Raw genomic sequence first — 25,086 nt, forward strand, 5'->3', positions numbered from 1 at the left:
CGAAGACAGTGGACGATGGGTTGAGTGTCAGGCACGGGGCTTGTGGTCACAATAAATACGGGCGGGGGTGAATGGTGCGCAATAAGGCACGGGGATGATCGGCTCGTATAGGAGCTGGCTTGTGTGGGAGCTGGCTTGCCTGCGATTGCATCACCTCGGTACAACTGATTTACCGAGGTGTACCCATCGCAGGCAAGCCAGCTCCCACACAAGCCAGTTCCCATAGCGGGTCTTTGCTGGCCTCGATACCCTCGCGAAACGCCAGGTAATGCTTGAGCACCTGCACCGGCGCTTCAATCTGCGGGTAGTGGCCGATGTTGGCCAGTAACACCGTGTCGGCATCCGGTATCAGCTCGCGGTAGCGCGCGACCATATGCGCGCCGGAGATCGGGTCGACTTCGCCATCGATCACCCGCAACGGCACTTCGCCGCGCTGCATCGCCGCCACCCAGCGCTCGCGTTGACGGCGGCGCTGGGGGATGTAGGCGATGAGTTTGTGCAGGATCCGTGGGCCATCGTTGTTTTCGATCAGGCTCCAGAAGTCATCCAGGGCACTTTCGCTGGGGCGGGTGTCGGGGCCGAAGATCTGCTTGAAGCTGTCGGCCAGGGCATTGCGCCCGAATGCGCGGCCGATCATCCAGCCCAACGGGCTGAGCAAGAGTTTTTGCACCAGCGCCGCGCGGTGGGTCTCGGGGAACAGCCCGCCATTGAGAAACACGCAACTGGCCAGCTGGAACCGCCCCTCATAGTGCCGGGCGAGCAGTTCCTGGGCCACGCTGTCGCCGTAGTCATGGGCCATGACATGCACCGGCTGTTGAATCCGCAGATGGGCCAGCAGCGCCTGTTGCAGGTCGGCCTGTTCCAACAGGCAATAGGTGTGGTCCAGGGGCTTGGCCGAGTCGCCAAAGCCGAGCATGTCGCAGGCAATCACCAGGTTGCGCTGGGCCAGCGGCTGCCAGAGGTAATGCCAGTCCCAACTGGCGCTGGGGAAACCGTGGATCAGCAGCAAGGGCTCGCCCTGCCCGGCCACCCAGTAACGGATGGTCTGCCCGCGAAAGACAAAACTCTGCCCGCGCTTGCGCCAGGCGCTCAGGGGGATCTCGGCCAGTGGCATCAGAGTCGGTATCCAGGGTCTTGTTGATCAAGCTTGCGCAGCAGCGCCGGCCAGGCCAGCGCGCCGCCCATGCCTTGGGCGCTCTTGGTCACACCGGCAATCATCGCCTTGGCCCCCGCCAGAATCTGCGGCTCGATGGCGATCAATTCGGCCCCGCCGTTTTGCGCCAGCACCTGGATATCGCAGGCGCGCTGGAAGGTGAACATCATCAGGAAGGTATCGGCAATGGTCGCGCCGCAGGTCAGCAGGCCATGGTTGTGCAGCATCAAAAAATTGCTCGGCCCCAGGTCGGCTTGCAAGCGGGCCTTTTCCTCGTGGTTCAGCGCCACACCTTCGTAGGCGTGATAGGCCAGGCTCGAGAGCACGAACAGCGACTGCTGGCTGATGGGCAGCACGCCCTGCTTCTGCGCCGATACGGCCACGCCCGCCGCCGTGTGGGTGTGCAGCACGCAGACCACGTCGTGGCGTACTTCGTGTACCGCGCTGTGGATGGTATAGCCCGCCGGGTTGATCTCGTAGGGGCTGTCCATCAGCTTGTTGCCGGCCTGGTCGACCTTGACCAGGCTGGAGGCGGTGATTTCGTGGAACATCAGCCCGAACGGGTTGATCAGGAAGTCTTCGGTGCCCGGCACCTTGGCCGAGATATGGGTGAAAATCAGATCATCCCAGCCATGCATGGCCACCAGGCGATAGCAGGCGGCCAGGTCGATCCGTGCCTGCCATTCGGCGGCGCTGACCTGGTCTTTTACACTCTGTATCGATGGAACGGGGGCTAGGTTCACGGCAAGGACCTCGACGCGGTGGTGTTCTTATTATTTTTGGGCTGAAGGGCCAGTCTAGTCAGACCACAGGCCTGCCGTAGTTGCGTTGGCAGCCAGCTTGATGACCGAGCGAGTCAACCGTGAGGATAGTTCGGATTCGTACAATGTGGTGTCAGAGAAGCGACGCCAGTAAAGGTGCGGCAAACAGGTTGAGCAAGCCCGTCAGGACCATCACCAGCCCGGCCACCGAGCCTTCTTCGCCGCCCACTTCGTGGGCACGGCTGACGCCCGCTCCGTGGGCGCCCACCCCAAACAACGCGCCCCGCGCCAAGGCACTGCGCAGCGGCAGCCACTTGAGCAGGACCCCGCCGAGCATGGCGCCGAACACACCGGTGAACATCACAAACACCGCCGTGAGCTCCGGTACGCCGCCCAGATCGTGGGCCAGGGGCATGGCAAAGGGGGTGGTGATCGAGCGTGGCACCAACGACATCGTCACCGCGCTGTCCAGGGCCAGCGCCTTGGCCAAGCCAAAGGAGGTGCCAATGGACGCGGCGCTACCGGCCAGCATCCCCAGGAGCAACGCCGACCAGTGCCGCATCAACAATTGGCGCTGCTGCCAGATCGGGATGGCGAATGCCACCGTGACCGGGCCCAGTACCAGCATCAGCCAATGGGTGTCGGTGGCGTACTCGGCATAGGCGGTGTTCAGCGGTACGGCCACCGCCAGTAGCAGCGCGGGCACCAAAATCAGCGGTGACAGCAGGTAGCGCCCGGTGCGCCGGTAGATCCAGCGGCTGAAACCATAGGCCAGCAGGGTCAGGGCCAGCCAGAACAGCGGCATCAGTTCAAGCTTCATGGCGCAGCTTCCAGCGGCAGACCAGTTCGACGGTAAACGCCGTGACCAGCATCACCATCAGGGTACTGAGGGCGATCACCAGCATGATCCGCCAGCCGTCATGGCGCAGCAGGCCACCGTAATCGAGCAGGCTCATCAGCGCCGGGATAAAAAACAACAGCATTTCTGCCATCAGCATGCCAGCGCCCAATTGCAGGGCCGCCGGCTTGATCAGCCCGCTGGCGAACACCAGCAACAGCAGGCCCAGGCCAATCACTCCGCCGGGGATCGGCCAGGCCAGCCATACGGCCAGTTGGCAGCCCAGCAGGTAGATCGCCAGCAATACCAGCAGCTCAACCAGCAGCCGGCCCAGGTGTTTGAAGGTGAAACGTTTAGTCGACATGGGTTCCTCGCAGGCCCTCATTTTAAAGAGCCCTCTGGCATCCCCAAAGCGAATTGTTAGACTGCAAGCCATTCCAAACTGGAATTGGTGCAATGGAATTCAAACAGCTGCGCAGTTTTATCGAAGTGGTGCACCGTGGCGGTTTTACCCAGGCCGGGAAAACCCTGCATATCAGCCAGTCCGCCGTGAGCAAGCAAGTGGCGCAACTGGAACAGAGCCTCGGTACCCCCCTGCTCGACCGCATCGGTTCGCACGTGCACCTGACCGCCGCCGGGCAGGTGGTGCTGCAACGGGCCGAAGCCATGTTGCGCTTGCAGACCGAGCTGGTGAGTGAGCTGGACGACCTGAATCAAATGACCCGTGGCGAGTTGCGCATGGGCCTGCCGCAACTGGGGGGCGATACGCTGTTTGCCGGGCTGTTTGCCGAATATCGCCGGCGCTACCCCAATGTCAGCATCCAGTTGCTTGAAGGCGGTAGCCGCAATATTGAGCAGGCCATCCTCGCAGGTGAACTGGACGTCGGCGGCAGCCTGTTGCCCACCGACCCGGCCTTCGCCTGGCAAGCCTTCTGTGATGAACCGCTGGATGCGCTGCTGCCCGTGGACCACCCGTTGGCACAGCGGGCCCAGATTGGCCTGGAGGAGTTGGCCGACACGCCGTTCTTGATGTACCAGCGCAGCTTTGTGCTCAATGACCGGCTGCTCCAGGCCTGCCAGCAACTGGGCTTCACGCCACGGGAAAGTGGGCGCAGCGGCCAGGCGGATTTTCTCGTCGCCCTGGTGGCCGCAGGCCAGGGCGTAGTGCTGCTGCCCAGTGTGGTCGCGCGCGGCCTTGGGCGCCCCGGTGTGGTGCGCCTGACACTCAGGGCGCCCGATTTCCTACGCTGGGACATCGCCTTTATCTGGCGCAAAGGCGCCTATCTGTCGAAAGCCGCCCAGGCCTGGCTCGCGCTTTTGCGCGAGTACCCGATCAGCCGCGCAGTGCCGTGACCAGCTCCGCCAGCCAAGGCTCGGCATCCGCTTCCGGGGTGACGCTTTCGCTGGCATCCAGGCGCAGCATCGGCAGCACTTCACGCACGCCCAACTCGCCAAACAGCTCGCGCATCTGCTCGCCGCCGCCACAGAAGGTGTCGCCGTAGCTGGCGTCGCCCAGGCCGATCACCGCACCTGGCAAACCGCGCCAGGCGGCGGGCAGTTGGTCGCGGATCGTCGAATACAGCGGCATCAGGTTGTCCGGCAGTTCGCCCATGCCGGTGGTGGAAGTGACGGCCAGAAAGGCGTCCGGGGCGAAGGCCTGCACGTCGGCCAGGGTCGCCCGCGGGTTATGCCAGGCCTGGAAACCGGCTGCGTTGAGGATACCCATGGCGTGGCGTGCAACTTCTTCTGCCGTGCCATAGACCGAGCCGGAAAGGATGGCGACTTTCATCAATCTGATCCTGTAGTTGAGTGAAAACCTGGGATATTAACAGCTGGCAGCCGGCTCGGTTGCCCTACACTAAGAAATCCACAAACACGCTATGGATCGTTCAATGATCAACGCCAAGCTGATGCAGATGGTGGTCAATGCCTCCAACGACGGGATTGTCGTGGCGGAACGGGAAGGCAAGGACAAGCCGCTGATTTACGTGAACCCGGCCTTCGAACGCATGACCGGCTATAACCTGGACGACATCCTTTATCAGGATTGCCGCTTCCTGCAGTCAGGCGACCGTGACCAGCCAGCGCTGATGGCCATTCGCGAAGCCCTGGACAGTGGCGGAGCCTGCCGGGAAATCCTGCGCAATTACCGCAAGGACGGCACGCACTTTTGGAATGAGCTGTCATTATCGACGGTTTATAACCAGGCGGATGGGCAGACTTACTTCGTCGGCGTGCAGAAAGACGTCACGGTTCAGGTCAAGGCCCAACAGCGTGTTGCCCAGCTGGAAGCCCAGGTGGCGCAGCTTACAGCCGAGTTGGCCGCACTCCGGGCGACGAGCGGATCTAACAAACTTTAGAAAATACGGTCTTTAGGGTGATAATCCGTTTAATCACGCATTTCCTTGAGCCACATCAATGCAACGCGACGCCCTTTTGACCCAGGACGAACTGGACTTCATCCAGAACATGCACCACAACCCACAACTGAATGTGCGGGATGTGTCGTCGAGCCTGACGGTCAACGGCGGCGCGCAGATCCGCGATCTGCTCACGCGCCTCGCGGCCCATGAGCAGGTGACGATCCAGGCGCAGTTCGATAACCAGCAAATGACCTTTCCTCTGCAACTGGTGGAAGACGAGTTCCATGCGCTGCACTTGCGCCTTGGGGTGCCGAGCATTTTCGAAGACGGGCCGATGATCCGGCCGTGGCGCCTGGTGCTCGAAGAGCCGGTGGCCCTGGAGAATGTCAGGGGCCAGCCTGGTTCACTGTGGGTGCATGAAGTGTCGTTCAAGGGCCTGCTGGTGCAGTCCCGAGGCCGTAGCAAACCACCCAGGACGTTCTCGATGTGGTTCAGCCCCTCTGGCTACGAGCGAATTGCGGTGCGTGGCACCCTGGAACGCGAGACCGCGCGCGGGCTGTTTGCCTACCGCTTGAACCAGGGCGATGTGGATGAAACCGAGCGCCTGCGCCAGTTCATCCTGCAACAGCATCGCCTGGCCCACCCTGAAGTGCATGCCTGATCTCAGGTATCCAGGGTTCCACTGAGAAACTGCTGCAAGCGCCGCTGCATCAACCTTCCTTCACTGCCCAGGCAACCGATAACGCTACCGGCCAGTTGCTGCTGGGCCATGTCCGAGGCATCACCGGCCAGCAGCAGCGGACAGTCCAGGGTCAAGGCCAGGCGCCCTAGGCGCTTGGGTAGTTCGTGGGTTGGCGCGCGATTGGAGAACAGCACCAGGGCCTGCGGGCGGATCTTCTCGCAGATCAGCGTCAACTCATCCAGGGGCTGGCCGACGCTCAGCACATGCACCACCCGTTCATCACCACCGAGCATGAGCCCGGCCACCAGCAGTTCCAGTTCGCGGCACTCACCGGCAATCGCCGCCAGCAATACCTGCGGCGTGCGGCCAGCGCGGGCCAGTTGCAGGCGCTGGGAGATCCGCGCACGCAGGAAGCTGTCGAAAAACAGCCATTCGCTGGCTTGGCCGAAACGTCCCTGATGGCGCAACAACTGGTGCCAAAGGGGCATCAGGATGTCCTGGAACACCACCGCAGCGGGGTACGCAGCAAAGACCTGGCCGTACAGGCGCTCCAGTTGCAGCTCATCAAACGCACCAATGGCAGTTTGCATCTGCTGCTGCCACTGGGCCCATTCATGATGGTCGCTGCCTTCCTGCAGGTGGTGCAGTGATGACGATTGCCCATCGTCCCGAGCGAGGATCTTGCCGACTTTGCTGACCGCCACACCACGCTCGATCCAATCCAGAATGCGATGAACGGTCTCGATGTCCTTCTGCGTGTACAGGCGATGCCCACTTTCGGTGCGCACCGGCTGGATCAACCCATAACGGCGCTCCCACGCGCGCAGGGTGACCGGATTGATACCTGTCAATCTTGAGACTTCACGAATCGGGAACAACTCATCGCCAATGCGTAGGGCACCTTGCTCAAGACCGGGGGATGGAGCTGTGATTACAGACATCAAAGGACCGAAGATTGGCACGTAGTTGGATCCCATTTAACGCTTTTATACCTGTCTTTTTCAAGGGATCTGCCCAGCCGTCCAATGCCGCTGGCGTATTTCGTCAAATCAGGAATAATCCTTGCGTGTTTTTTTGCGTCGCCGCCCTACCCTGCGGCTTCGCCTGGGACGCCACCTACCCGGTGCAACGCGCCCACACATTCGGAGATACACAATGTCTACCCAACCCGTCACCTTGATGGTTGCACGCCGTGCTGCCCAAGGCCGTTATCAAGACATGATGAGCTGGCTGCGCGAAGGCGAGCAATTGGCCACGGACTTCCCCGGCTACCTGGGTTCAGGCGTACTTGCGCCGCCTGCCGATGGCGGCGAATTCCAGATCATCTTCCGCTTCGCCGACGAGCAGACCCTGCATGCCTGGGAGTTCTCGGCATCGCGCAGCGCCTGGCTGGGCCGTGGCAGCGAATTGTTCGCCGACCCCATGGAGCATCGCGTCAGCGGCATGGAGGGCTGGTTTGGCGCCGTGGGCCAGCGCCCGCCGCGCTGGAAACAGGCCGTGGCGATCTGGCTGGCGTTTTTCCCGGTTTCACTGCTGTTCAACTTTGGCCTTGAGCCGTTGCTCGCCGAGTTGGGCATGTTCAGCCGCGTGCTGGTCAGCACCCTGGCCCTGACGCCGTTGATGGTCTATCTGTTCATTCCGCTGTCGACCCATTTGCTGGCAGGCTGGCTCAATCCTACCCCGCCGCGGGTAAAACCTGCCGAAGCGGCCGTTTGAGCCGATCCGCAACAGGCCGGTCGCTGGTATAGTTTTAGCTTGCCCGTGACCCGAGCCTCCCATGACCTCTCCCGCACCGATCCTGATTACCGGCGCCGGCCAACGTGTCGGCCTGCATTGCGCCCAGCGCCTGCTGGATGCACAGCAACCGGTGATCTTCAGCTATCGCAGTGAACGTCCAGGCGTGCAGGCCCTGCGCGAGCGCGGGGCGATTGGCGTGTTTGCCGACTTCTCGTCCGAGGCCGGTATCCTGGCGTTCATTAGCGAACTCAAGACCCATACCGACAGCCTGCGGGCGATCATCCACAATGCTTCGACCTGGGCCCCAGAAACACCCGGTGACGAGGCCAACGCCTTTATCGATATGTTCAGCGTGCACATGCTTGCGCCGTACCTGATCAACCTGCATTGTGCTGAGTTGTTGCGGCGCTCGACGCCGGCCGACATTGTGCACATCAGCGACGACGTGACCCGCAAGGGCAGCCGCCAGCATATTGCCTACTGTGCCACCAAGGCCGGGCTCGACAGCCTGACCCTGTCCTTCGCCGCCCAATACGCGCCCCGGATCAAGGTCAATGGCATCGCGCCAGCGATGGTGATGTTCAACGACGGCGACGACGCGGCTTATCGTGCCAAGGTCCTGGCCAAGTCGGCACTGGGTATCGAACCCGGGCCCGAGGTGATTTACCAGAGCGTGCGTTACCTGCTGGACAACCCTTATGTGACCGGCACCACCCTGACCGTCAATGGCGGGCGGCATGTCAAGTAAACCCGAACACCAGCGGCCTGGGGTTCCTGCAACTGATTGGACGGAGCAAGTAGCAATGCCACAACTTCAACCAGGTATGGCGCGCATCCGGGTCAAGGACCTGTGTCTGCGTACCTTTATTGGCATCAACGAGGAAGAGATCCTCAACAAGCAGGATGTGTTGATCAACCTGACCATCCTGTATGCCGCACAAGACGCCGTGCGCGACAACGATATCGACCACGCCTTGAACTACCGCACCATCACCAAGGCCATCATCGCCCACGTCGAAGGCAACCGCTTCGCCCTGCTCGAACGCCTGACCCAGGAGCTGCTGGACCTGGTGATGAGCAACGAGTCGGTGCTGTACGCCGAAGTCGAAGTCGACAAGCCCCATGCGCTGCGCTTTGCCGAGTCGGTGTCGATCACCCTGGCAGCCAGCCGTTAACCCCCCTGAATCTGTGTGAATCCCATGACCGACCAACAACGCCTGGAACTCGAAGCCGCCGCCTTCCGCCGGCTGGTAGCGCACCTGGACAGCCGCAAGGATGTGCAGAACATCGACCTGATGAACCTCGCCGGTTTCTGCCGCAACTGCCTGTCCAAGTGGTACAAAGCCGAGGCTGACGAACGCCAGATCGAGGTCAGCCTCGATGACGCCCGCGAAGTGGTGTACGGCATGCCGTACGCCGAGTGGAAAGCCCAATACCAGCAAGAAGCTAGCGCCGAACAACAAGCGGCGTTTGCCAAAGGAAAACCCCATGACTGACCTGAACACCCTGCGCACCCGCCTCGACAGCGGCGAACACCTCTTTGCCGACACCCTGGCCTTTATCGCCGCCGGCTACGACTACCAGCCACAAGCCTTCACCAATGGCAGCGTAGAAAACGCCGCCGGGCAGAACGAAGGCTCGTGCAAGACCCTGGGCCTGGCGCTGCTGGAAGGGTTGAGCGACCAGCATGCCTTGCTGGCGTTTGGCGAGCATTATCGTTCGGTGCTGGCGACACCTGAGGGCACAGATCACGCCAATATCCGCGCGCTGATCGAGCATGGGTTGGCGGGAGTAAAGTTTGTCCAGCCGCCTTTGACCCGCCGCTGATCCAGCTTGCAAACCCGGTCAATGTGGGAGCCGGGCTTGCCCGCGATGGCGGTAGTGGCTGTCACACCGCCATCGCAGGCAAGCCAGCTCCCACATTGATTGGATTTCCAGATTGAGATTGCGCTGCTCGTCCAGTTACACACAAAAAAAACCGGCCTTTTGGCCGGTTTTTTTATGGCAACGGTTTAGAAAGAAGCGTCTTTCAAGCCGTCGAGGTAACGCTCGGCATCCAGGGCCGCCATGCAACCGGCGCCGGCCGAGGTGATGGCCTGGCGGTAGACATGGTCAGCCACGTCGCCAGCGGCAAAGATACCTTCGATGTTGGTTGCAGTGGCATTGCCTTCACGGCCGCCCTGCACCACCAGGTAACCATCTTTGGCGGTCAGCTTGCCTTCGAACAGGGAGGTGTTCGGGGTGTGGCCGATGGCGATGAACACGCCGTCGACTTTCAGCTCGTCGAAGCTGCCGTCGTTGTTTTTCAAGCGCGCACCGGTCACGCCCATGTTGTCGCCCAGGACTTCATCCAGGGTGGCGTTGAGCTTGAGGATGATCTTGCCTTCGGCAACCCGCGCGTGCAGCTTGTCGATCAGGATCTTCTCGGCGCGGAAAGTTTCGCGGCGGTGAACCAGGGTCACGGTGCTGGCGATGTTGGCCAGGTACAGCGCCTCTTCCACTGCGGTGTTACCACCACCGACCACAGCCACGGGCTTGTTGCGGTAGAAGAAACCGTCACAGGTCGCGCAGGCGGAAACGCCCTTGCCCATGAACGCTTCTTCCGATGGCAGGCCCAGGTAGCGAGCGCTGGCGCCAGTGGCGATGATCAGCGCGTCACAGGTGTAGACGCCGCTGTCGCCGGTCAGGCTGTAGGGCTTTTTCGAGAAATCCACGGTATTGATATGGTCGAAGACGATTTCGGTCTCGAAACGCTCGGCGTGTTCTTTCATGCGCTCCATCAACACCGGGCCGGTCAGGCCGTGGACGTCGCCCGGCCAGTTGTCGACTTCAGTGGTGGTGGTCAACTGACCACCCGCCTGCATGCCGGTGATCAGCAACGGCTTGAGGTTGGCCCGGGCTGCGTAGACCGCAGCGCTGTAACCGGCAGGGCCGGAACCGAGAATAATCACTCGCGAATGACGGGTATCAGACATGACTCACTCCTATCGACCGCCCGGACTACAGGGCGGCTGGAATAAAAAAGGACCGCGAAGCACTTGGGGAAGGCTTGAACTCGCAGGCCCTGAAAATAATGGGTGCAGCGTATAGAGGGGGGCAAGATTAAGGAAATACGGATTAACAATCCAGCTCATAGGCGGTCTCTATTCCGTGGCACCTATTAATCAACATGTTTGTTACCGTTAATGTCGGCTTGCTGACCGTGCTTTCACCGTATCGGCAAAGCCGGTAAGGTCGGCGCGTTCGCCCTTTTGCCCGGAGTTATCCATGCCCGCCCCCGTTCTGTCAGGCCCACAATACCTGCGTGAAGGCCTGAAACTGGTCTTGAGCCCAGGCCTGCGCCTGTTCGTCCTGCTGCCCCTGGCGATCAACCTGATACTGTTCGTCGGATTGATCTATTTTGCTGGCCATCAGTTCAGCCTGTGGGTCGACACCTTGATGCCGACGCTGCCCAGTTGGCTGAGTTTCCTCAGCTACATCCTGTGGCCGCTGTTCGTGCTGCTGGTGGCGTTTATGGTGTTTTTCAGCTTCACCATGCTCGCCAATATCATCGCCGCACCCTTCAACGGTTTCCTCGCGGAAAAAGTCGAAGTGGTGGTGCGCGGCACCGATGACTTCCCCGCCTTCAGCTGGGCCGAGCTGTTTGCCATGGTCCCGCGCACCCTGGCCCGGGAAATGCGCAAACTGGGCTACTTCCTGCCCCGGGCCATCGGCCTGTTTATCCTGTCGTTCATCCCGGTGGTCAACCTGATTGCCGCACCGCTGTGGCTGCTGTTCGGGGTGTGGATGATGGCGATCCAATACATCGACTACCCGGCCGACAACCACAAGCTGGGCTGGAACGAAATGCTCGCCTGGCTGCGCCAGAAGCGCTGGCAGAGCATGAGCTTTGGCGGGATCGTCTACCTGGTGCTGCTGGTGCCGGTAGTCAACCTGCTGATGATGCCAGCAGCGGTGGCCGGGGCGACGTTGTTCTGGGTGCGTGAGCAAGGCGCCGAAACGATGCTGGCGAAAAACCCCTAGGCTGTTCGATTGACCTGGATCATGGCGATTTGCCCATACAGAGCACATGGTTATTAAAACTATAAGCCTGTGGGGAGCGCACCATGTACAGACCGTTGATGCTGATGTTCGGATTGATGTTGGGCGGTGGGGCCTGGGGGGCCGCCGCCGCCAATGAGCCCATATTGCCGGTACAACCGGCGAAGATCACCGATGCCGACAAGGTCGAACTGGGCAAGCAATTGTTCTTCGACCCACGCTTGTCCAAGTCCGGCTTCATTTCCTGCAACTCGTGCCACAACCTGAGCATGGGCGGCAGCGACAATCTGCCCACCTCCATCGGGCATAACTGGCACCAGGGGCCGATCAACTCACCGACGGTGCTCAACTCGAGCATGAGCGTCGCGCAGTTCTGGGACGGACGCGCGGCGACCCTGCAGGAGCAGGCCGGCGGCCCGATCGCCAACCCGGGCGAAATGGGCTTCACCCATGACCTGGCGGTGGACGTGCTGCGCTCGATCCCCCAGTACCAGGCCGCGTTCAAGAAAGTGTATGGCGATGACGGCATCAAGTTCGACGATGTGACCAACGCCATCGCGGCCTTCGAAGAAACCCTGGTCACCCCCAACGCCCCATTCGACCGCTGGCTGCTGGGCGACAAAAAAGCCATCAGCGCCACGGCTGCCCAGGGCTACCAGCTGTTCAAGAACATCGGCTGCGTGGCCTGCCACAACGGCGAGGCGGTCGGTGGCAGCACCTTCCAGAAAATGGGCATGGTCGAACCCTACGCCACCAAGAACCCGGCCCAGGGCGTGGCCGGCCTGACCGGCAAGGATCAGGACCGGATGATGTTCAAGGTGCCGACCTTGCGTAACGTCGCCCTGACCTACCCCTACTTCCACGACGGTGCCTATTGGAACCTGAGCGAAGCGGTGGACGTCATGGCCCGCCTGCAATTGGGCCGCAAGTTGAGCACCGATGAGGTCAGCCAGATTGTCGCGTTCCTCGACACCCTGACCGGCGACCAGCCGGACTTCAAGCTGCCGATCCTGCCGCCGTCCTCGGCCAAGACCCCGCGTCCTACGCCGTTCAACTAAGCCAATGCCGGGCCCTGTCGTCATAAATCCGTCATTGCGATGACACAATGGCGACATGGCCCGCGCCGACACTGGCTGCATGACGACAGCCTTCCTGAACATCACCCTGATTACCGAAACCTTCCCACCGGAAATCAACGGCGTGGCCAACACCCTTGGCCGCCTGTGTGATGGCCTGCGCGCGCGTGGGCATCAGGTGGAGTTGGTGCGCCCGCGCCAGGGTGGCGACTTGAGTCGCATCAGTGACGACGGCCTGCTGCTGTGTCGCGGCTGGCCTTTGCCGGGCTATCCCGGCCTGCAATGGGGCCAGTCCTCGATGCACAAGCTGCTGCGGCGCTGGAAACGCCAGCGCCCGGACGTGCTGTACATTGCCACCGAGGGCCCGCTGGGCTTGTCCGCCTTGCGTGCGGCACGGCGCCTGGGGATCAGCGTGGTCAGCGGTTTCCATACCAACTTCCAGCAGTATTCCAGCCAATACGGCCTGGGCATGCTCAGCCGCTTCCTGACCCATTACCTGCGCTGGTTCCACAACCGCTCCACCCTGACCCTGGTGCCCAGCGTCAGCCAGCGCCTGGAGCTGGAGCGCCGCCACTTCGAGCGCCTGGACCTACTGTCACGCGGCGTCGACAGCCAATTGTTCCACCCGGCCAGGCGTGACAATGACTTGCGTGAGCAATGGGGCCTGGGTAATGAAGATATTGCCGTCCTGCATGTCGGACGCCTGGCACCGGAAAAAAACCTCGGCTTGCTCAAACGTTGCTTCGAGGCGTTGCAGGCGACTTATCCACAGCGTCGCTTGAAGCTGATCGTCGTCGGCGACGGGCCGCAGCGCGAAGCCCTGGCGAAGACCCTCCCTGCAGCAGCGTTCTGCGGCACGCAACGCGGCGAGGAGCTGGCCCGGCACTATGCGTCCGGGGATTTGTTTCTATTCCCCAGCCTCACCGAGACCTTTGGCAACGTGGTCCTGGAAGCCATGGCATCGGGCCTGGGTGTGGTGGCCTACGACCAGGCGGCCGCCACCCAGCATATCCGCCACGGCTACAGCGGTGCCGTGGCGATGCCGGGGGATGAGGATGCGTTCTGCGATGCCGCCAGTTGGTTGCTGGAAGAGCCGGAGAGTTTACGCCGCGTGCGCCTGAATGCGCGCCAGCATGCCAGTCGCCAGGGCTGGCCGGCGATTATTGAGCGGTTTGAACATCAACTGCGCGGGGCGTGTGGCGAGGACTTGCTGGAGACGGGCAGCTCGAAGCTGACCTGACGAGCCCTATCGCGGGCAAGCCCGCTCCCACAGGTTGCTTGCATTCCAATGTGGGAGCGGGCTTGCCCGCGATAGAGCCCGTCAATTCCCCCCTTAAACCAGGGTAGTCAACGCCTCACGGCTGAACGGCAAGATATCGCCCTCACGCCCTTCACGCACTTTCAGCGCCCAATCCGGATCGACCAGCAGCGCACGCCCCACGGCCACCAGGTCGAACTCGTCGTTATTCAAGCGCTCCAGCAGTTTTTCCAGGCTTGCCGGCTGTGCGATTTTGTCGGTGTTGACCATGAACTGCAGGAACTCGCCATCCAGGCCGACACTGCCCACGGTGATGGTCGGCTTGCCGGTGAGCTTACGGGTCCAACCCGCCAGGTTCAGCTCGGCCCCCTCAAACTCAGGCTCCCAGAAACGCCGCGTGGAGCAGTGGAAAATATCCACGCCCGCGTCAGACAACGGCTTGAGAAACTCACCCAACGCCTCGGGGGTTTGCACCAGGCGCGCGGTGTAATCCTGCTGCTTCCATTGGGAGAAACGGAAAATGATCGGAAATCCAGGACCTGTGGCGGCCCGCACGGCCTGGATCAACTCAATGGCAAAGCGCGAACGGTTGGCCAGGCTGCCACCGTATTCGTCCGTACGCTGGTTGCTGCCTTCCCAGAAGAACTGATCGACCAGGTAACCGTGTGCGCCGTGGATTTCCACGCCGTCCATGCCGATGGCCTGGGCATCCTTGGCGGCCTGGGCGAAGGCGGCAATCACCTCCTTGATATCCTCGACCGTCATGCCATGGACCAGCACGTTGCCATCCTTGAGTTTTTCCATCGGGCCATAGGCCGGGACGCTGGCATCCGGCTCGGTGCCAATGCGCCGCACGCTACCGACATGCCACAACTGCGGGACGATCTTGCCGCCTTCGGCATGCACCGCATCGACCACTTTCTTCCAGCCGGCCAATGCCGCTTCACCGTAGAAATGCGGCACGTTCGGATAACCGTTGGAAGCCTGGTGGCCCACCACTGTGCCCTCCGTGATGATCAAACCTACGCCGGCCGCCGCGCGACGGCGGTAGTACTCGATCACTTTGGAATTGGGTACGCCACCCGGGGAAAACGAACGGGTCATCGGCGCCATGACCACACGGGACGGCAATTGCAGCGCACCGAGCTGGAAAGGTTTGAACAAGGCTTGGACAGGCATGGGAGCACTCCGCACGAGAGGGATTTTATGATGCGGATAATATGGAACGCGGGCAGTGCCGGATAGCACTATTGATTGCGGTGATTAAGGGGTAAAAGCCGTGAGCCACATAAAACACCGTAGGAGCCGGCTTGCCGGCGATGGCCGTTACTGCGGGTCGCCGGCAAGCCGGCGCCTACAGCAGGTCAGGCCAGGGCTTTTTCGATGGCCTGGACCACGCTCGGATCATCAGGCGCGGTACGCGGAGAAAACCGCGCCAATACTCGCCCATCCTTGCCCAGCAAAAATTTCTCGAAGTTCCAGGTGATATCCCCCGGGAACTCTGCCCCCTCACCCGCCAGCAGGCGGTACAACTGATGGCGATCAGGGCCGTTCACCGAAAGCTTGCTGCCCAGGGGAAAGCTCACGCCATAGTTGAGGCTGCAGAACTCCTGGATCTCTTCTTCGGTCCCAGGCTCCTGGCCTGCGAACTGATTGCACGGCAGGCCCAGCACGGTGAAACCCTGGCCCTTGTATTGCTGGTAGAGGTTTTCCAGCGCGGCATATTGTGGAGTCAGCCCACATTTGGAGGCGACATTGACCACCAGCACGACTTGCCCCTTGTAGGGCGCCAGAGGCAGCTCCTGACCATCCAGGGCTTTGAGTTTAAGGTCGTGGAAAGCACTCATGAAGAACTCCAGGTTTCCCATATTCTGTGTAACGGCCATTCGAGATTACAGCCGCCAAGTCGGCAAGAATAGCCGCCAATCAAAAAAGGCGCCCGAAGGCGCCTCTCTTTTCAACTGACTGGACGTGGCCCGTCAATCAATGGTGGTGACCACCTTCGCCGTGTACGTGGCCGTGAGCCACTTCTTCCTGGGAAGCGTCGCGGATGGCAACGATCTTGACCTGGAAGTTCAGGCGCTGGCCTGCCAGCGGGTGGTTGCCGTCGACGGTCACGTCATCGCCGTCCAGGTCGCGGATGGTCACGATCTGCATCTGGCCGTCCGGAGCGGAGGCGTGGAACTGCATGCCCACTTCCAGTTCGTCGACGCCTTCGAACATGCTGCGGCTCAGGGTGCTGACCAGTTCGGCCGAGTACTCGCCGTAGGCATCTTCAGGTTCTACGGCAACGGTCAGTTCATCACCAACCTCTTTGCCTTCCAGGGCCTTTTCCAGGCCAGGGATGATGTTACCTGCGCCTTGCAGGTAGACCAGCGGCGCGCCGCCGGCGGAGCTGTCGATGACCTCACCAGCGTCGTTGGTCAGGGTATAGTCAATGGAGACAGCCTTGTTGGCGGCGATCGGCATGGGGCGAGACCTTTTGCATAAGAATGAAGAACGGACAAGTCTAAACAAGGATTTGCCCGAAAGCGAACACAACCCGGACAGACGGAGTCGATCCGGTGACCCGACGGTCGTCGGATTTCACCAGGATGCAGATGGCCACTGGGTCGCCGCGCTGTCCTGCGGCCATACGCAGCACCTGCGCCACCAGCCGCCCTGGCAATCCCGGGGCTGGGTGATGGATCCGGCGCAACGCCTGGCAAAAATAGGCCAGCCCTTTGCCTGTGGCTGGTGTGCGCAGCGCCCGGATAACGATACCCTTGGCAGCTGATTCCCGGTCGGCGCGCAGCCATAGCGCACCACCGAAGCCATGCACCTTCAGAGAATTCGCATGCAGACTTTTTTTATCGCGCCCACCGATTTTGGTGTGGGTCTGACCTCCATCAGCCTTGGGCTGGTGCGTACCCTTGAACGGGCCGGGCTGAAAGTCGGCTTTTTCAAGCCCATTGCCCAGCCCCATCCCGGCGACACGGGGCCTGAGCGCTCCACCGAGCTGGTGGCCCGTACCCATGGCCTCAAACCACCGCAGCCATTGGGCCTGGCCCATGTCGAGCGGATGCTCGGCGATGGCCAGCTCGATGAGTTGCTCGAAGAAATCATCACCCTTTATCAACAGGCGGCCGTGGGCAAGGACGTGCTGATTGTCGAGGGCATGGTGCCGACCCGCAGCGCCAGCTATGCGGCACGGGTCAACCTGCACCTGGCAAAAAGCCTGGATGCCGAAGTCATCCTCGTCTCGGCCCCGGAAAACGAGGTGCTGACCGAACTGTCCGGCCGTGTGGAATTGCAGGCGCAGCTGTTCGGCGGCCCGAAAGACCCGAAAGTGCTGGGGGTGATCCTCAACAAGGTGCAGACCGACGAGAGCATGGAGGCCTTCGCCGCCCGCCTCAAGGAGCATTCGCCGTTGCTGCGCAGTGGCGATTTCCGCCTGCTCGGCTGCATCCCGTTCCAGCCCGAGCTCAACGCCCCGCGCACACGCGATGTGGCCGACCTGATGGGCGCGCAAGTGCTCAACGCCGGCGACTATGAAACCCGGCGCATGAACAAAATCATCATCTGCGCGCGCACCATGCGCAACACCGTGGAGCTGCTCAAGCCCGGCGTGCTGGTGGTGACGCCGGGGGATCGCGACGACATCATCCTCGCTGTCAGCCTGGCCGCGATCAATGGCGTGCCCCTGGCCGGCCTGCTGCTGACCAGCGACACCCTGCCCGACCCACGGATCATGGACCTGTGCCGTGGCGCATTCCAGGCCGGGTTGCCGGTGCTGTCGGTGAGTACCGGCTCCTATGACACCGCCAACCAGCTCAACAGCCTGAACAAGGAAATCCCGATTGATGACCGCGAACGTGCGGAGATCATCACCGATTTCGTCGCCAGCCACCTGGATGCGCGCTGGCTGCACCAGCGTTGCGGTACGCCACGGGAGATGCGTCTGTCGCCGGCGGTGTTCCGCTACCAGTTGATCCAGCGCGCCCAGGCCGCCAACAAGCGCATTGTGTTGCCCGAAGGCAGCGAGCCGCTGACCGTGCAAGCCGCCGCCATCTGCCAGGCCCGCGGCATTGCCCGTTGCGTGCTGCTGGCCAAGCCGGCCGATGTCCAAGCCGTAGCCCGCGCCCATGGCATCGAGCTACCTGAAGGCCTGGAAATTCTGGACCCGGACCTGATCCGCGAGCGCTATGTCGAGCCCATGGTGGCACTGCGCAAGAGCAAAAGCCTCAACGCACCGATGGCCGAGCAGCAACTGGAAGACACCGTGGTGATCGCCACCATGATGCTGGCGCTGGATGAAGTAGACGGCCTGGTCTCCGGGGTCATCCACTCCACCGCCAATACCATCCGCCCGGCCTTGCAGCTGATTAAAACGGCGCCGGGCTGCACCCTGGTGTCATCGGTGTTTTTCATGCTGTTCCCCGAGCAGGTGCTGGTCTACGGCGACTGCGTGATGAACCCACACCCAAGCGCTGCGGAACTGGCGGAAATCGCCCTGCAAAGCGCCGACTCGGCCGCCGCCTTCGGCATCACCCCACGCGTGGCGATGATCAGCTATTCCAGCGGTGACTCGGCCAGTGGCGAGGAAGTGGAGAAAGTCCGCGAAGCCACCCTGCTGGCCCACGAGCAACAAAGCTCGCTGCTGATCGACGGCCCGTTGCAGTACGACGCCGCCGCCAACGAAAACGTCGCCCGGCAACTGGCGCCCAACAGCCTGGTGGCGGGCAAGGCCACGGTCTTTGTATTCCCCGACCTCAACACTGGCAACACCACCCACAAGGCGGTGCAACGCAGTGCCGATTGCGTCAGCCTCGGCCCCATGCTGCAAGGCCTGCGCAAACCCGTGAACGACCTGCCCCGTGGGGCCCAGGTGGACGATATCGTCTACACCATCGCCCTGACCGCGATTCAAGCCGCCAACCGACCTATGGATGCCTAAATGCTGGAATTCCTGCCTGCCCCCCTGCGTGGGGTAATCGCCTCGCTGTTGCTGGCGTTGAACACAATTCTGCTGTGTTCATTCCTGTTTATCGTCGCGCTGTTCAAGGCACTGCCCTTCGCCAAGCGCTTCAGCGAATGGCTGATGAACCAGACCCACGAGGCCTGGATCAGCAATAACAACACCTGGATGAACCTGGTGCGCCGCACACGCTGGCACCTCAAGGGCCTGGAAAGCCTGGACTACCAGCACTCGTACCTGGTGACCAGCAACCACCAGAGCTGGGTCGATATCATGGTGCTGCAGTACGTGCTCAATCGGCGGATCCGCCCGCTGAAGTTTTTCCTCAAGCAGGAGCTGATCTGGGTGCCGGTGATTGGCCTGGCCTGGTGGGCGCTGGGCTTCCCCTTCATGAAGCGCTACACCAAGGCCTACCTGGAAAAACACCCGGAGAAGAAAGGCAAGGACCTGGAAACCACCCGCAAGACCTGTGCGAAGTTTCGCGACAACCCGGTGGGTATTTTCAACTTTGCCGAAGGCACGCGCTTCACCCCAGGCAAACATGCGCAGCAGCAGTCGCCGTTTCGTTACCTGCTCAAGCCCAAGGCTGGTGGCATTGCGTTTGTGCTGGATGCCATGGGTGAGCAGTTGAAGTCATTGGTCAACGTGACTATCCACTATCCGGGCGGCCGCCCGGGTTTCTGGGACTTGCTGTGCGGCAATGTGCAGGAGGTGGTGGTGCAGTTTGAAGAGGTGCAGATCCCGGCCGAGTTCATTGGCAAGAATTATGAGCAGGATGGGGAATATCGGCTGGCGTTCCAGGGCTGGATCAACCAGTTATGGGAAGAGAAGGATGCTCTGCTGAGCCGACTTCACATCGAGTACCCAGGCAATAGGTGATCACTATGTGGGAGCTGGCTTGCCTGCGACATCGGTCTGTCAGAGGTAAGTGCATTGCCTGGCCTCCTGCAATCGCAGGCAAGCCAGCTCCCACATTGACGGTGTTGACCTTTAGAGTGTGAAAAAAGCCCGCCACCGAGTGCTCGGTGGCGGGCTTTTTTGTGGCGGCGAGGTTTAGATCGCGCCGCGCTGGCGCAACAGCTCCAGCACTTGCTTGACGCTGTCGTCCAGCGACAGTGCCTGGGTATCGATCACCAGGTCAGCATTCAACGGCACGTCGTACGGGAACGACTCGCCAGGGATGTTATCCCCACCGGCGGCGTACAGGCCTTGCGGGTCACGCTCGGCACACACCAGCGGCGAGGCCTGCACGTACACGGTCAGCAAACGGTCACTGCCGATCAACGCCTTGGCCTGTTCCCGGCCTTCGGCATCCGGTGCGACGAAGGCCGCCAGGGTCAGCAAGCCGGCTTCGTTGAACTGACGCGCCACGTGGGCCGCACGCCGCCAGTTCTCGGTACGCCCGGCACGATCCTGGGGCAGACCTTTGTTCAGGTCATGGCGCAGGTTCTGCCCATCCAGCACAAACACCGCACGGCCCATATCGAACAGTTTGCGCTCGACCGCATAGGCCAGGGTGCTCTTGCCAGCGCCCGACAAGCCGCTGAACAACACGGTGGCCGGCTGCTGGCCGAAGCGCTGGGCGCGTTCTTCGGTGGCCACATGGGCCAACTTGCCGTGCTGCGCGGCGCTGCCATGGCTGACCGGCGGGGCGATGATCATGCCCGCAGCCACGGTGCCGTTGGTCAAACGGTCGATCACGATAAAGGCGCCGGTGGTGCGGTTGCTGGCGTAACCGTCCAGGGCAATGGCCGCATCGAGGCTGACCTTGACCCGGCCGATCTCGTTCAACTGCAAGGCACTGGCCGGGCCTTCCTCGAGGGTGTTCACATCCACACGATGCACGATGCTGGTGATCGAACCCGGCACATAGCTGGTGGCGCGCTTGATGTCGTATTTCTTGCCCGGCAGCATCGGCTCCTCGGCCATCCACACCAGCATGGCGTCGAAGGCATCGGTGACTTGCGGCACGTTGTCGGCATGCACCAGCAGGTCGCCACGGGAGATGTCGATCTCGTCTTCCATGGTCAGGGTCACGGCCTGGCCTGGGCCTGCGTGCTCCAGTTCACCTTCGAAGGTGACGATGGATTTGACGCGGCTGCTCTTGCCCGACGGCAGCACTACGACTTCGTCGCCCTTGTGCACGATGCCGCTGGCCAGGGTGCCGGCAAAACCACGGAAGTTCAGGTTCGGACGGTTGACGTACTGCACCGGGAAACGCAGGTCGGTGTAGTTGCGGTCGTTGGCGATCTCGACGGTTTCGAGAATCTCCATCAGCGACTGGCCGGTGTACCACGGCGAACGCTCGCTTTTGTTCACCACGTTGTCGCCCTTGAGCGCCGACATCGGCACAAAGGCCATGGTGCTCGGCTTGAACGCAATGCCATCGGCGAACTTCAGGTAATCGGCCTTGATCGACTCGAAAATGCTCTCGTCGAAACCGTTGAGGTCCATCTTGTTGATCGCGATGACGATGTGCTTGATGCCCAACAGCGAGGCGATAAAGCTGTGGCGACGGGTCTGGGTCTGCACGCCGTAGCGCGCGTCCACCAGGATGATCGCCAGGTCACAGGTGGACGCACCGGTGGCCATGTTGCGGGTGTACTGCTCATGGCCGGGGGTGTCGGCGATGATGAATTTGCGCTTGGCGGTGGAGAAATAGCGGTAGGCCACATCAATGGTGATGCCCTGCTCACGCTCGGCCTGCAGGCCGTCGACCAGCAATGCCAGGTCGATATCGTCACCGGTGGTGCCGACTTTCTTCGAATCGCGGGTGATGGCTTCCAGATGGTCTTCGTAGATCATCTTCGAGTCGTGCAGCAGGCGCCCGATCAGGGTGCTCTTGCCGTCGTCGACGTTGCCACAGGTCAGAAAGCGCAGCATTTCCTTGCGTTCGTGCTGGCCCAGGTAGGCGAGGATGTCCTCGCTGATCAAATCAGATACGTGCGACATGACAACCCCTTAGAAATAACCCTGACGTTTTTTGTCTTCCATCGAGCCGGCGCCATCGTGGTCGATGACACGGCCCTGGCGCTCGGAAGTTCGCGTCAGGAGCATTTCCTGGATGATGTCCGTCAGCGTCTCGGCTTCGGACTCCACCGCGCCCGTCAACGGGTAGCAGCCAAGGGTACGGAAACGTACTTTCTTCTTGACGATACGGGCTTTGTCTTCGTCGGACAGGTGCTCGAGGATGCGCTCGTCGTCGATCATGATCAGCGTGCCGTTCTTCTCGATCACTTCGCGTTCGGCGGCGAAGTACAGCGGCACGATCGGGATACCTTCCAGGTAGATGTACTGCCAGATATCCAGCTCGGTCCAGTTGGACAGCGGGAACACGCGGATCGACTCGCCCTTGTTGACGTTGCCGTTGTAGACGTTCCACAGCTCCGGACGCTGGTTTTTCGGGTCCCAGCGGTGCTTGCTGTCGCGGAACGAGTACACGCGCTCTTTGGCGCGGGATTTCTCTTCATCGCGACGGGCGCCGCCGAACGCTGCGTCGAAACCATACTTGTCCAAGGCTTGTTTCAGGCCTTCGGTCTTCATGATGTCGGTGTGCTTGGCGCTGCCGTGGGTAAACGGGTTGATGCCCTGCGCCACGCCGTCCGGGTTGACGTGGGTGATCAGCTCCAGGCCCAGTTCCTCGACCATGCGGTCGCGGAATTTGTACATTTCCTGGAATTTCCACTGAGTGTCCACATGCATCACCGGAAACGGCAGCTTGCCCGGGAAGAATGCCTTGCGCGCCAGATGCAGCATCACGGCGGAGTCTTTGCCGATGGAGTAGAGCATCACCGGGTTGTCGAACTCGGCGGCAACCTCACGGATGATGTGGATGCTCTCCGCCTCCAGCTGTTTCAGATGCGTCAGTTTATCGACCATGGCTACTCACGGAAAAACGATTCTTTTTGGACGGCCTGCGGGCCGTGTTCGAGCGGGGCATGCTAGCACAGCACCTTCTTCTATTCAGGGAGCCAGCTAGATCGAAACGGTATATGGATATACCGCCTCGTTTGGCCGTACATCGCCCCGTAGGAGCCGGCTTGCCGGCGATGGTGTCCTTGAAATCAATGCATGACTCAAGGGCCTCATCGCCGGCAAGCCGGCTCCTACAGTGGACGCAATGGGGGCTTAGATCGGGTTGGGGCAATCGATAAACAGGTGTTCCAGGGCAAAGCGCCGGGCCAGGTATTCGCCCAGGGCCTGCACGCCATAACGCTCGGTGGCGTGATGGCCGGCGGCGATAAAGCTGATGTCGTTTTCCCGGGCGCTGTGGAAGGTCTGCTCCGAGGCTTCGCCGCTGAGGTACAAATCCACCCCGGCCAGCACGGCCTGGTCGATGTAGCCCTGGCCGCCGCCGGTGCACCAGCCCACGCGGCGGATCATCGCGCTGCCTTCGATCAGCAACGGCTCGCGGCCCATGGCTTCCTGCACGCGCCGGGCGAAATCCCGCGCCGACAGCGGCTCGGCCAGGGAGCCCACCAGCCCCACGACCTTGAGGTTGTCCGGGTCCAGCGGGCCTTCGACGGTAATGTCCAACTGGCGGGCCAATTGCACGTTGTTGCCCACTTCCGGGTGCAGGTCCAGCGGCAGGTGGTAGGCCAAGAGGCTGATGTCGTGCTTGAGCAGGGTCTTGAGGCGGCGCTGCTTCATGCCGGTGATGCACGGGCTTTCGCCTTTCCAGAAATAGCCGTGATGCACCAGCACCAGGTCGGCCTTGGCCTCCACCGCCGCGTCGAGCAGCGCTTGGCTGGCGGTCACGCCACTGACAATGCGCAACACCTGCGGCCGGCCTTCGACCTGCAGGCCATTGGGGCAGTAATCGGCAATTTTCGCGCTGTTCAAGTAGCGATCCGCTTCTTCAACCAAGGTGCTCAGGGCGACGGCCATAAAAGACTCCTAAATATCCCGTTCAGAGGCGCTCGCGGCCTCGTATAATGCGCGACATTATGGGCGCTCCCGCGCCCCCTGCAACCTGTCAGGACTTACTTGATGCTCAAGGCACTGCGTTATTTTGGATGGCCATTGTTGGCCGGCGTGCTGATCGCGATGCTGATTATTCAGCGTTATCCGCAATGGGTCGGCCTGCCAAGCCTGGACGTCAACCTGCAACAGGCGCCGCAAACCAGCGCGGTGCAACAGGGCCCGGTGACCTACGCCGATGCGGTAGTGGTGGCCGCGCCTGCGGTGGTCAACCTGTACACCACCAAAGTCATCAATAAACCGGCGCACCCACTGTTCGAAGACCCACAGTTCCGGCGCTTTTTCGGCGACAACTCGCCCAAGCAGCGCCGCATGGAGTCGAGCCTCGGTTCCGGGGTGATCATGAGCCCGCAAGGCTACATCCTGACCAACAACCATGTGAGCACCGGCGCCGACCAGATTGTCGTGGCCCTGCGTGATGGCCGCGAAACCCTGGCGCGGGTGGTGGGCAGCGACCCGGAAACCGACCTTGCCGTCCTGAAGATCGACCTGAAGAACCTGCCATCCATCACCATCGGCCGCTCCGAGGGCCTGCGCGTGGGTGACGTGGCGCTGGCGATCGGCAACCCGTTCGGCGTTGGCCAGACCGTGACCATGGGCATCATCAGCGCCACCGGGCGCAATCAACTGGGCCTCAACAGCTACGAAGACTTCATCCAGACCGACGCGGCGATCAACCCGGGCAACTCCGGCGGCGCGCTGGTGGATGCCAGTGGCAACCTGACCGGCATCAACACCGCGATCTTCTCCAAATCCGGCGGCTCCCAAGGCATCGGCTTCGCGATCCCGGTCAAGCTGGCGATGGAAGTGATGAAGTCGATCATCGAGCACGGCCAGGTGATTCGCGGCTGGCTGGGGATTGAAGTGCAGCCGCTGACCAAGGAGCTGTCGGAGTCCTTTGGCCTGACCGGGCGCCCAGGCATCGTGATTGCCGGCATCCTGCGCGGCGGCCCGGCGGAAAAGGCCGGTATGCAGGTGGGCGATGTGATCCTCAGCATCGACGGCGAACCGGCGGGCGATGGCCGGCGTTCGATGAACCAGGTGGCGCGAATCAAACCAACGGAAAAGGTCGCGATCCAGGTGATGCGCAACGGCAAGGAAATCAAGCTGCTGGCCGAAGTGGGCCTGCGCCCGCCGCCGGCACCGGCAACGGTGAAAGAGCAGGAATAAACGACGATCCTTAAAGAGATACACTCTCAATAGTCATGTTATATTATTTCAATATTGATATTGGAATGTT

The 25,086-nt window shown here is 61.5% G+C and carries 28 protein-coding genes; 15 read left to right on the plus strand and 13 right to left on the minus strand.

Features of this window, described 5'->3' with window-relative positions; translation table 11 throughout:
• Positions 1-169 precede the first annotated feature (169 nt).
• The 4 genes from HBO12_RS19935 to HBO12_RS19950 form a co-directional block, all read right to left on the minus strand.
• Positions 170-1,114 carry an alpha/beta fold hydrolase gene (locus HBO12_RS19935; protein WP_170043017.1) on the minus strand — a complete coding sequence of 315 codons (945 nt, stop codon included), beginning with the start codon at positions 1,112-1,114 and terminating at the stop codon, positions 170-172.
• Positions 1,114-1,896, minus strand: coding sequence for a class II aldolase/adducin family protein (locus HBO12_RS19940; RefSeq protein WP_169954900.1), 783 nt, complete (start codon positions 1,894-1,896; stop codon positions 1,114-1,116). Before HBO12_RS19940 ends, HBO12_RS19935 begins: the two co-directional genes overlap by 1 nt.
• A gap of 151 nt (positions 1,897-2,047) precedes the next feature.
• A complete protein-coding gene (locus tag HBO12_RS19945; RefSeq protein ID WP_169954899.1) occupies positions 2,048-2,734 on the minus strand; it encodes an LrgB family protein in 687 nt (228 codons plus the stop codon).
• A complete protein-coding gene (locus HBO12_RS19950) occupies positions 2,724-3,116 on the minus strand; it encodes a CidA/LrgA family protein (protein WP_169954898.1) in 393 nt (130 codons plus the stop codon). The genes HBO12_RS19945 and HBO12_RS19950 overlap by 11 nt, the downstream gene beginning before the upstream one ends.
• 92 nt (positions 3,117-3,208) lie before the next feature.
• Here HBO12_RS19950 and HBO12_RS19955 point away from each other — a divergent pair, with 92 nt between their 5' ends.
• A complete protein-coding gene (locus tag HBO12_RS19955) occupies positions 3,209-4,105 on the plus strand; it encodes a LysR family transcriptional regulator (RefSeq protein ID WP_170043018.1) in 897 nt (298 codons plus the stop codon).
• Here HBO12_RS19955 and HBO12_RS19960 read toward each other — a convergent pair.
• On the minus strand, positions 4,086-4,541 hold the full coding sequence (locus HBO12_RS19960; protein WP_169954896.1) for a flavodoxin: 456 nt from the start codon (positions 4,539-4,541) through the stop codon (positions 4,086-4,088). The two genes, HBO12_RS19955 and HBO12_RS19960, sit on opposite strands and share 20 nt — an antisense overlap.
• 103 nt (positions 4,542-4,644) lie before the next feature.
• Between HBO12_RS19960 and HBO12_RS19965 the strand changes: the two genes are divergently transcribed.
• A complete protein-coding gene (locus HBO12_RS19965; RefSeq protein WP_169954895.1) occupies positions 4,645-5,112 on the plus strand; it encodes a PAS domain-containing protein in 468 nt (155 codons plus the stop codon).
• Between the two features lie 58 nt (positions 5,113-5,170).
• On the plus strand, positions 5,171-5,776 hold the full coding sequence (locus HBO12_RS19970; protein ID WP_169954894.1) for a hypothetical protein: 606 nt from the start codon (positions 5,171-5,173) through the stop codon (positions 5,774-5,776).
• Positions 5,777-5,778: 2 nt separating this feature from the next.
• Here HBO12_RS19970 and HBO12_RS19975 read toward each other — a convergent pair whose 3' ends face one another.
• The gene (locus HBO12_RS19975; RefSeq protein WP_170043019.1) at positions 5,779-6,738 is read right to left on the minus strand and encodes a MerR family transcriptional regulator; all 960 of its coding nucleotides are present in this window, start codon (positions 6,736-6,738) and stop codon (positions 5,779-5,781) included.
• A gap of 214 nt (positions 6,739-6,952) precedes the next feature.
• Between HBO12_RS19975 and HBO12_RS19980 the strand changes: the two genes are divergently transcribed.
• The 5 genes from HBO12_RS19980 (at position 6,953) to HBO12_RS20000 (ending at position 9,361) form a co-directional block, all read left to right on the plus strand.
• Entirely contained in the window at positions 6,953-7,513 is a 561-nt protein-coding gene (locus HBO12_RS19980) for a putative antibiotic biosynthesis monooxygenase (protein ID WP_170043020.1), read from the plus strand.
• A 61-nt stretch (positions 7,514-7,574) separates the two neighbouring features.
• Positions 7,575-8,282, plus strand: a complete 708-nt coding sequence (gene folM / locus HBO12_RS19985) for a dihydromonapterin reductase (protein WP_169954891.1) — start codon at positions 7,575-7,577, stop codon at positions 8,280-8,282.
• A 55-nt stretch (positions 8,283-8,337) separates the two neighbouring features.
• On the plus strand, positions 8,338-8,709 hold the full coding sequence (gene folX / locus HBO12_RS19990; protein ID WP_057437798.1) for a dihydroneopterin triphosphate 2'-epimerase: 372 nt from the start codon (positions 8,338-8,340) through the stop codon (positions 8,707-8,709).
• 24 nt (positions 8,710-8,733) lie between these two features.
• A complete protein-coding gene (locus HBO12_RS19995) occupies positions 8,734-9,030 on the plus strand; it encodes a DUF1244 domain-containing protein (RefSeq protein ID WP_057437796.1) in 297 nt (98 codons plus the stop codon).
• The gene (locus HBO12_RS20000; protein ID WP_170043021.1) at positions 9,023-9,361 is read left to right on the plus strand and encodes a HopJ type III effector protein; all 339 of its coding nucleotides are present in this window, start codon (positions 9,023-9,025) and stop codon (positions 9,359-9,361) included. The genes HBO12_RS19995 and HBO12_RS20000 overlap by 8 nt, the downstream gene beginning before the upstream one ends.
• A 185-nt stretch (positions 9,362-9,546) precedes the next feature.
• Here the strand turns inward: HBO12_RS20000 and trxB are convergent, their stop codons facing one another.
• The gene (trxB, locus tag HBO12_RS20005; RefSeq protein WP_170043022.1) at positions 9,547-10,509 is read right to left on the minus strand and encodes a thioredoxin-disulfide reductase; all 963 of its coding nucleotides are present in this window, start codon (positions 10,507-10,509) and stop codon (positions 9,547-9,549) included.
• Between the two features lie 292 nt (positions 10,510-10,801).
• Here trxB and cysZ point away from each other — a divergent pair, with 292 nt between their 5' ends.
• The 3 genes from cysZ to HBO12_RS20020 all read left to right on the plus strand — a co-directional run bounded on the left by cysZ (position 10,802) and on the right by HBO12_RS20020 (position 13,891).
• Positions 10,802-11,557 carry a sulfate transporter CysZ gene (cysZ, locus tag HBO12_RS20010; RefSeq protein WP_169954888.1) on the plus strand — a complete coding sequence of 252 codons (756 nt, stop codon included), beginning with the start codon at positions 10,802-10,804 and terminating at the stop codon, positions 11,555-11,557.
• A gap of 83 nt (positions 11,558-11,640) precedes the next feature.
• Positions 11,641-12,633, plus strand: coding sequence for a cytochrome-c peroxidase (locus HBO12_RS20015; RefSeq protein ID WP_170043023.1), 993 nt, complete (start codon positions 11,641-11,643; stop codon positions 12,631-12,633).
• 55 nt (positions 12,634-12,688) lie between these two features.
• The gene (locus tag HBO12_RS20020) at positions 12,689-13,891 is read left to right on the plus strand and encodes a glycosyltransferase family 4 protein (RefSeq protein WP_170043024.1); all 1,203 of its coding nucleotides are present in this window, start codon (positions 12,689-12,691) and stop codon (positions 13,889-13,891) included.
• 93 nt (positions 13,892-13,984) lie between these two features.
• On the opposite strand, the gene HBO12_RS20025 is transcribed toward HBO12_RS20020, so the two are convergent.
• The 3 genes from HBO12_RS20025 to HBO12_RS20035 form a co-directional block, all read right to left on the minus strand.
• On the minus strand, positions 13,985-15,088 hold the full coding sequence (locus HBO12_RS20025; RefSeq protein ID WP_170043025.1) for an NADH:flavin oxidoreductase: 1,104 nt from the start codon (positions 15,086-15,088) through the stop codon (positions 13,985-13,987).
• 185 nt (positions 15,089-15,273) lie between these two features.
• On the minus strand, positions 15,274-15,756 hold the full coding sequence (locus HBO12_RS20030) for a glutathione peroxidase (protein ID WP_169954884.1): 483 nt from the start codon (positions 15,754-15,756) through the stop codon (positions 15,274-15,276).
• A gap of 136 nt (positions 15,757-15,892) precedes the next feature.
• The gene (locus tag HBO12_RS20035) at positions 15,893-16,378 is read right to left on the minus strand and encodes an FKBP-type peptidyl-prolyl cis-trans isomerase (RefSeq protein WP_017476012.1); all 486 of its coding nucleotides are present in this window, start codon (positions 16,376-16,378) and stop codon (positions 15,893-15,895) included.
• On the opposite strand from HBO12_RS20035, the gene HBO12_RS20040 reads away from it, so the two are divergent.
• Genes HBO12_RS20040 through HBO12_RS20050 form a run of 3 tightly spaced genes read left to right on the plus strand, consistent with a single transcriptional unit; the run spans position 16,347 to position 19,745 of the window.
• On the plus strand, positions 16,347-16,685 hold the full coding sequence (locus tag HBO12_RS20040) for a DUF3565 domain-containing protein (RefSeq protein ID WP_169954883.1): 339 nt from the start codon (positions 16,347-16,349) through the stop codon (positions 16,683-16,685). The two genes, HBO12_RS20035 and HBO12_RS20040, sit on opposite strands and share 32 nt — an antisense overlap.
• A gap of 60 nt (positions 16,686-16,745) precedes the next feature.
• The gene (gene pta / locus HBO12_RS20045) at positions 16,746-18,845 is read left to right on the plus strand and encodes a phosphate acetyltransferase (protein ID WP_169954882.1); all 2,100 of its coding nucleotides are present in this window, start codon (positions 16,746-16,748) and stop codon (positions 18,843-18,845) included.
• Positions 18,846-19,745 (plus strand): acyltransferase, encoded by a 900-nt coding sequence (locus HBO12_RS20050; protein ID WP_170043026.1) that lies wholly within the window; start codon positions 18,846-18,848, stop codon positions 19,743-19,745.
• Positions 19,746-19,919: 174 nt separating this feature from the next.
• Here HBO12_RS20050 and cysN read toward each other — a convergent pair whose 3' ends face one another.
• The 3 genes from cysN to HBO12_RS20065 all read right to left on the minus strand — a co-directional run bounded on the left by cysN (position 19,920) and on the right by HBO12_RS20065 (position 23,753).
• A complete protein-coding gene (cysN, locus tag HBO12_RS20055) occupies positions 19,920-21,818 on the minus strand; it encodes a sulfate adenylyltransferase subunit CysN (protein ID WP_169954880.1) in 1,899 nt (632 codons plus the stop codon).
• Positions 21,819-21,827: 9 nt separating this feature from the next.
• On the minus strand, positions 21,828-22,745 hold the full coding sequence (gene cysD / locus HBO12_RS20060; RefSeq protein ID WP_029295601.1) for a sulfate adenylyltransferase subunit CysD: 918 nt from the start codon (positions 22,743-22,745) through the stop codon (positions 21,828-21,830).
• A gap of 249 nt (positions 22,746-22,994) precedes the next feature.
• The gene (locus HBO12_RS20065; protein ID WP_170043027.1) at positions 22,995-23,753 is read right to left on the minus strand and encodes a Nif3-like dinuclear metal center hexameric protein; all 759 of its coding nucleotides are present in this window, start codon (positions 23,751-23,753) and stop codon (positions 22,995-22,997) included.
• 102 nt (positions 23,754-23,855) lie between these two features.
• Between HBO12_RS20065 and algW the strand changes: the two genes are divergently transcribed.
• Complete coding sequence (gene algW / locus HBO12_RS20070) at positions 23,856-25,016, plus strand: Do family serine endopeptidase AlgW (RefSeq protein ID WP_169954878.1); 1,161 nt, start codon at positions 23,856-23,858, stop codon at positions 25,014-25,016.
• Positions 25,017-25,086: the final 70 nt, after the last annotated feature.

This window comes from Pseudomonas sp. WS 5059 (assembly GCF_012985525.1).
Classification (GTDB): domain Bacteria; phylum Pseudomonadota; class Gammaproteobacteria; order Pseudomonadales; family Pseudomonadaceae; genus Aquipseudomonas.

Bases quoted from the DNA above. Each gene is read 5' to 3' on its own strand.
- HBO12_RS19935 (WP_170043017.1), bottom strand. From the start codon at position 1,114: ATGCCACTGGCCGAGATCCCCCTGAGCGCCTGGCGCAAGCGCGGGCAG.
- HBO12_RS19945 (WP_169954899.1), bottom strand. From the start codon at position 2,734: ATGAAGCTTGAACTGATGCCGCTGTTCTGGCTGGCCCTGACCCTGCTG.
- HBO12_RS19950 (WP_169954898.1), bottom strand. From the start codon at position 3,116: ATGTCGACTAAACGTTTCACCTTCAAACACCTGGGCCGGCTGCTGGTT.
- HBO12_RS19955 (WP_170043018.1), top strand. From the start codon at position 3,209: ATGGAATTCAAACAGCTGCGCAGTTTTATCGAAGTGGTGCACCGTGGC.
- HBO12_RS19960 (WP_169954896.1), bottom strand. From the start codon at position 4,541: ATGAAAGTCGCCATCCTTTCCGGCTCGGTCTATGGCACGGCAGAAGAA.
- HBO12_RS19965 (WP_169954895.1), top strand. From the start codon at position 4,645: ATGATCAACGCCAAGCTGATGCAGATGGTGGTCAATGCCTCCAACGAC.
- HBO12_RS19970 (WP_169954894.1), top strand. From the start codon at position 5,171: ATGCAACGCGACGCCCTTTTGACCCAGGACGAACTGGACTTCATCCAG.
- HBO12_RS19975 (WP_170043019.1), bottom strand. From the start codon at position 6,738: ATGTCTGTAATCACAGCTCCATCCCCCGGTCTTGAGCAAGGTGCCCTA.
- HBO12_RS19980 (WP_170043020.1), top strand. From the start codon at position 6,953: ATGTCTACCCAACCCGTCACCTTGATGGTTGCACGCCGTGCTGCCCAA.
- folM (WP_169954891.1), top strand. From the start codon at position 7,575: ATGACCTCTCCCGCACCGATCCTGATTACCGGCGCCGGCCAACGTGTC.
- folX (WP_057437798.1), top strand. From the start codon at position 8,338: ATGCCACAACTTCAACCAGGTATGGCGCGCATCCGGGTCAAGGACCTG.
- HBO12_RS19995 (WP_057437796.1), top strand. From the start codon at position 8,734: ATGACCGACCAACAACGCCTGGAACTCGAAGCCGCCGCCTTCCGCCGG.
- HBO12_RS20000 (WP_170043021.1), top strand. From the start codon at position 9,023: ATGACTGACCTGAACACCCTGCGCACCCGCCTCGACAGCGGCGAACAC.
- trxB (WP_170043022.1), bottom strand. From the start codon at position 10,509: ATGTCTGATACCCGTCATTCGCGAGTGATTATTCTCGGTTCCGGCCCT.
- cysZ (WP_169954888.1), top strand. From the start codon at position 10,802: ATGCCCGCCCCCGTTCTGTCAGGCCCACAATACCTGCGTGAAGGCCTG.
- HBO12_RS20015 (WP_170043023.1), top strand. From the start codon at position 11,641: ATGTACAGACCGTTGATGCTGATGTTCGGATTGATGTTGGGCGGTGGG.
- HBO12_RS20020 (WP_170043024.1), top strand. From the start codon at position 12,689: ATGGCCCGCGCCGACACTGGCTGCATGACGACAGCCTTCCTGAACATC.
- HBO12_RS20025 (WP_170043025.1), bottom strand. From the start codon at position 15,088: ATGCCTGTCCAAGCCTTGTTCAAACCTTTCCAGCTCGGTGCGCTGCAA.
- HBO12_RS20030 (WP_169954884.1), bottom strand. From the start codon at position 15,756: ATGAGTGCTTTCCACGACCTTAAACTCAAAGCCCTGGATGGTCAGGAG.
- HBO12_RS20040 (WP_169954883.1), top strand. From the start codon at position 16,347: ATGGAGACAGCCTTGTTGGCGGCGATCGGCATGGGGCGAGACCTTTTG.
- HBO12_RS20035 (WP_017476012.1), bottom strand. From the start codon at position 16,378: ATGCCGATCGCCGCCAACAAGGCTGTCTCCATTGACTATACCCTGACC.
- pta (WP_169954882.1), top strand. From the start codon at position 16,746: ATGCAGACTTTTTTTATCGCGCCCACCGATTTTGGTGTGGGTCTGACC.
- HBO12_RS20050 (WP_170043026.1), top strand. From the start codon at position 18,846: ATGCTGGAATTCCTGCCTGCCCCCCTGCGTGGGGTAATCGCCTCGCTG.
- cysN (WP_169954880.1), bottom strand. From the start codon at position 21,818: ATGTCGCACGTATCTGATTTGATCAGCGAGGACATCCTCGCCTACCTG.
- cysD (WP_029295601.1), bottom strand. From the start codon at position 22,745: ATGGTCGATAAACTGACGCATCTGAAACAGCTGGAGGCGGAGAGCATC.
- HBO12_RS20065 (WP_170043027.1), bottom strand. From the start codon at position 23,753: ATGGCCGTCGCCCTGAGCACCTTGGTTGAAGAAGCGGATCGCTACTTG.
- algW (WP_169954878.1), top strand. From the start codon at position 23,856: ATGCTCAAGGCACTGCGTTATTTTGGATGGCCATTGTTGGCCGGCGTG.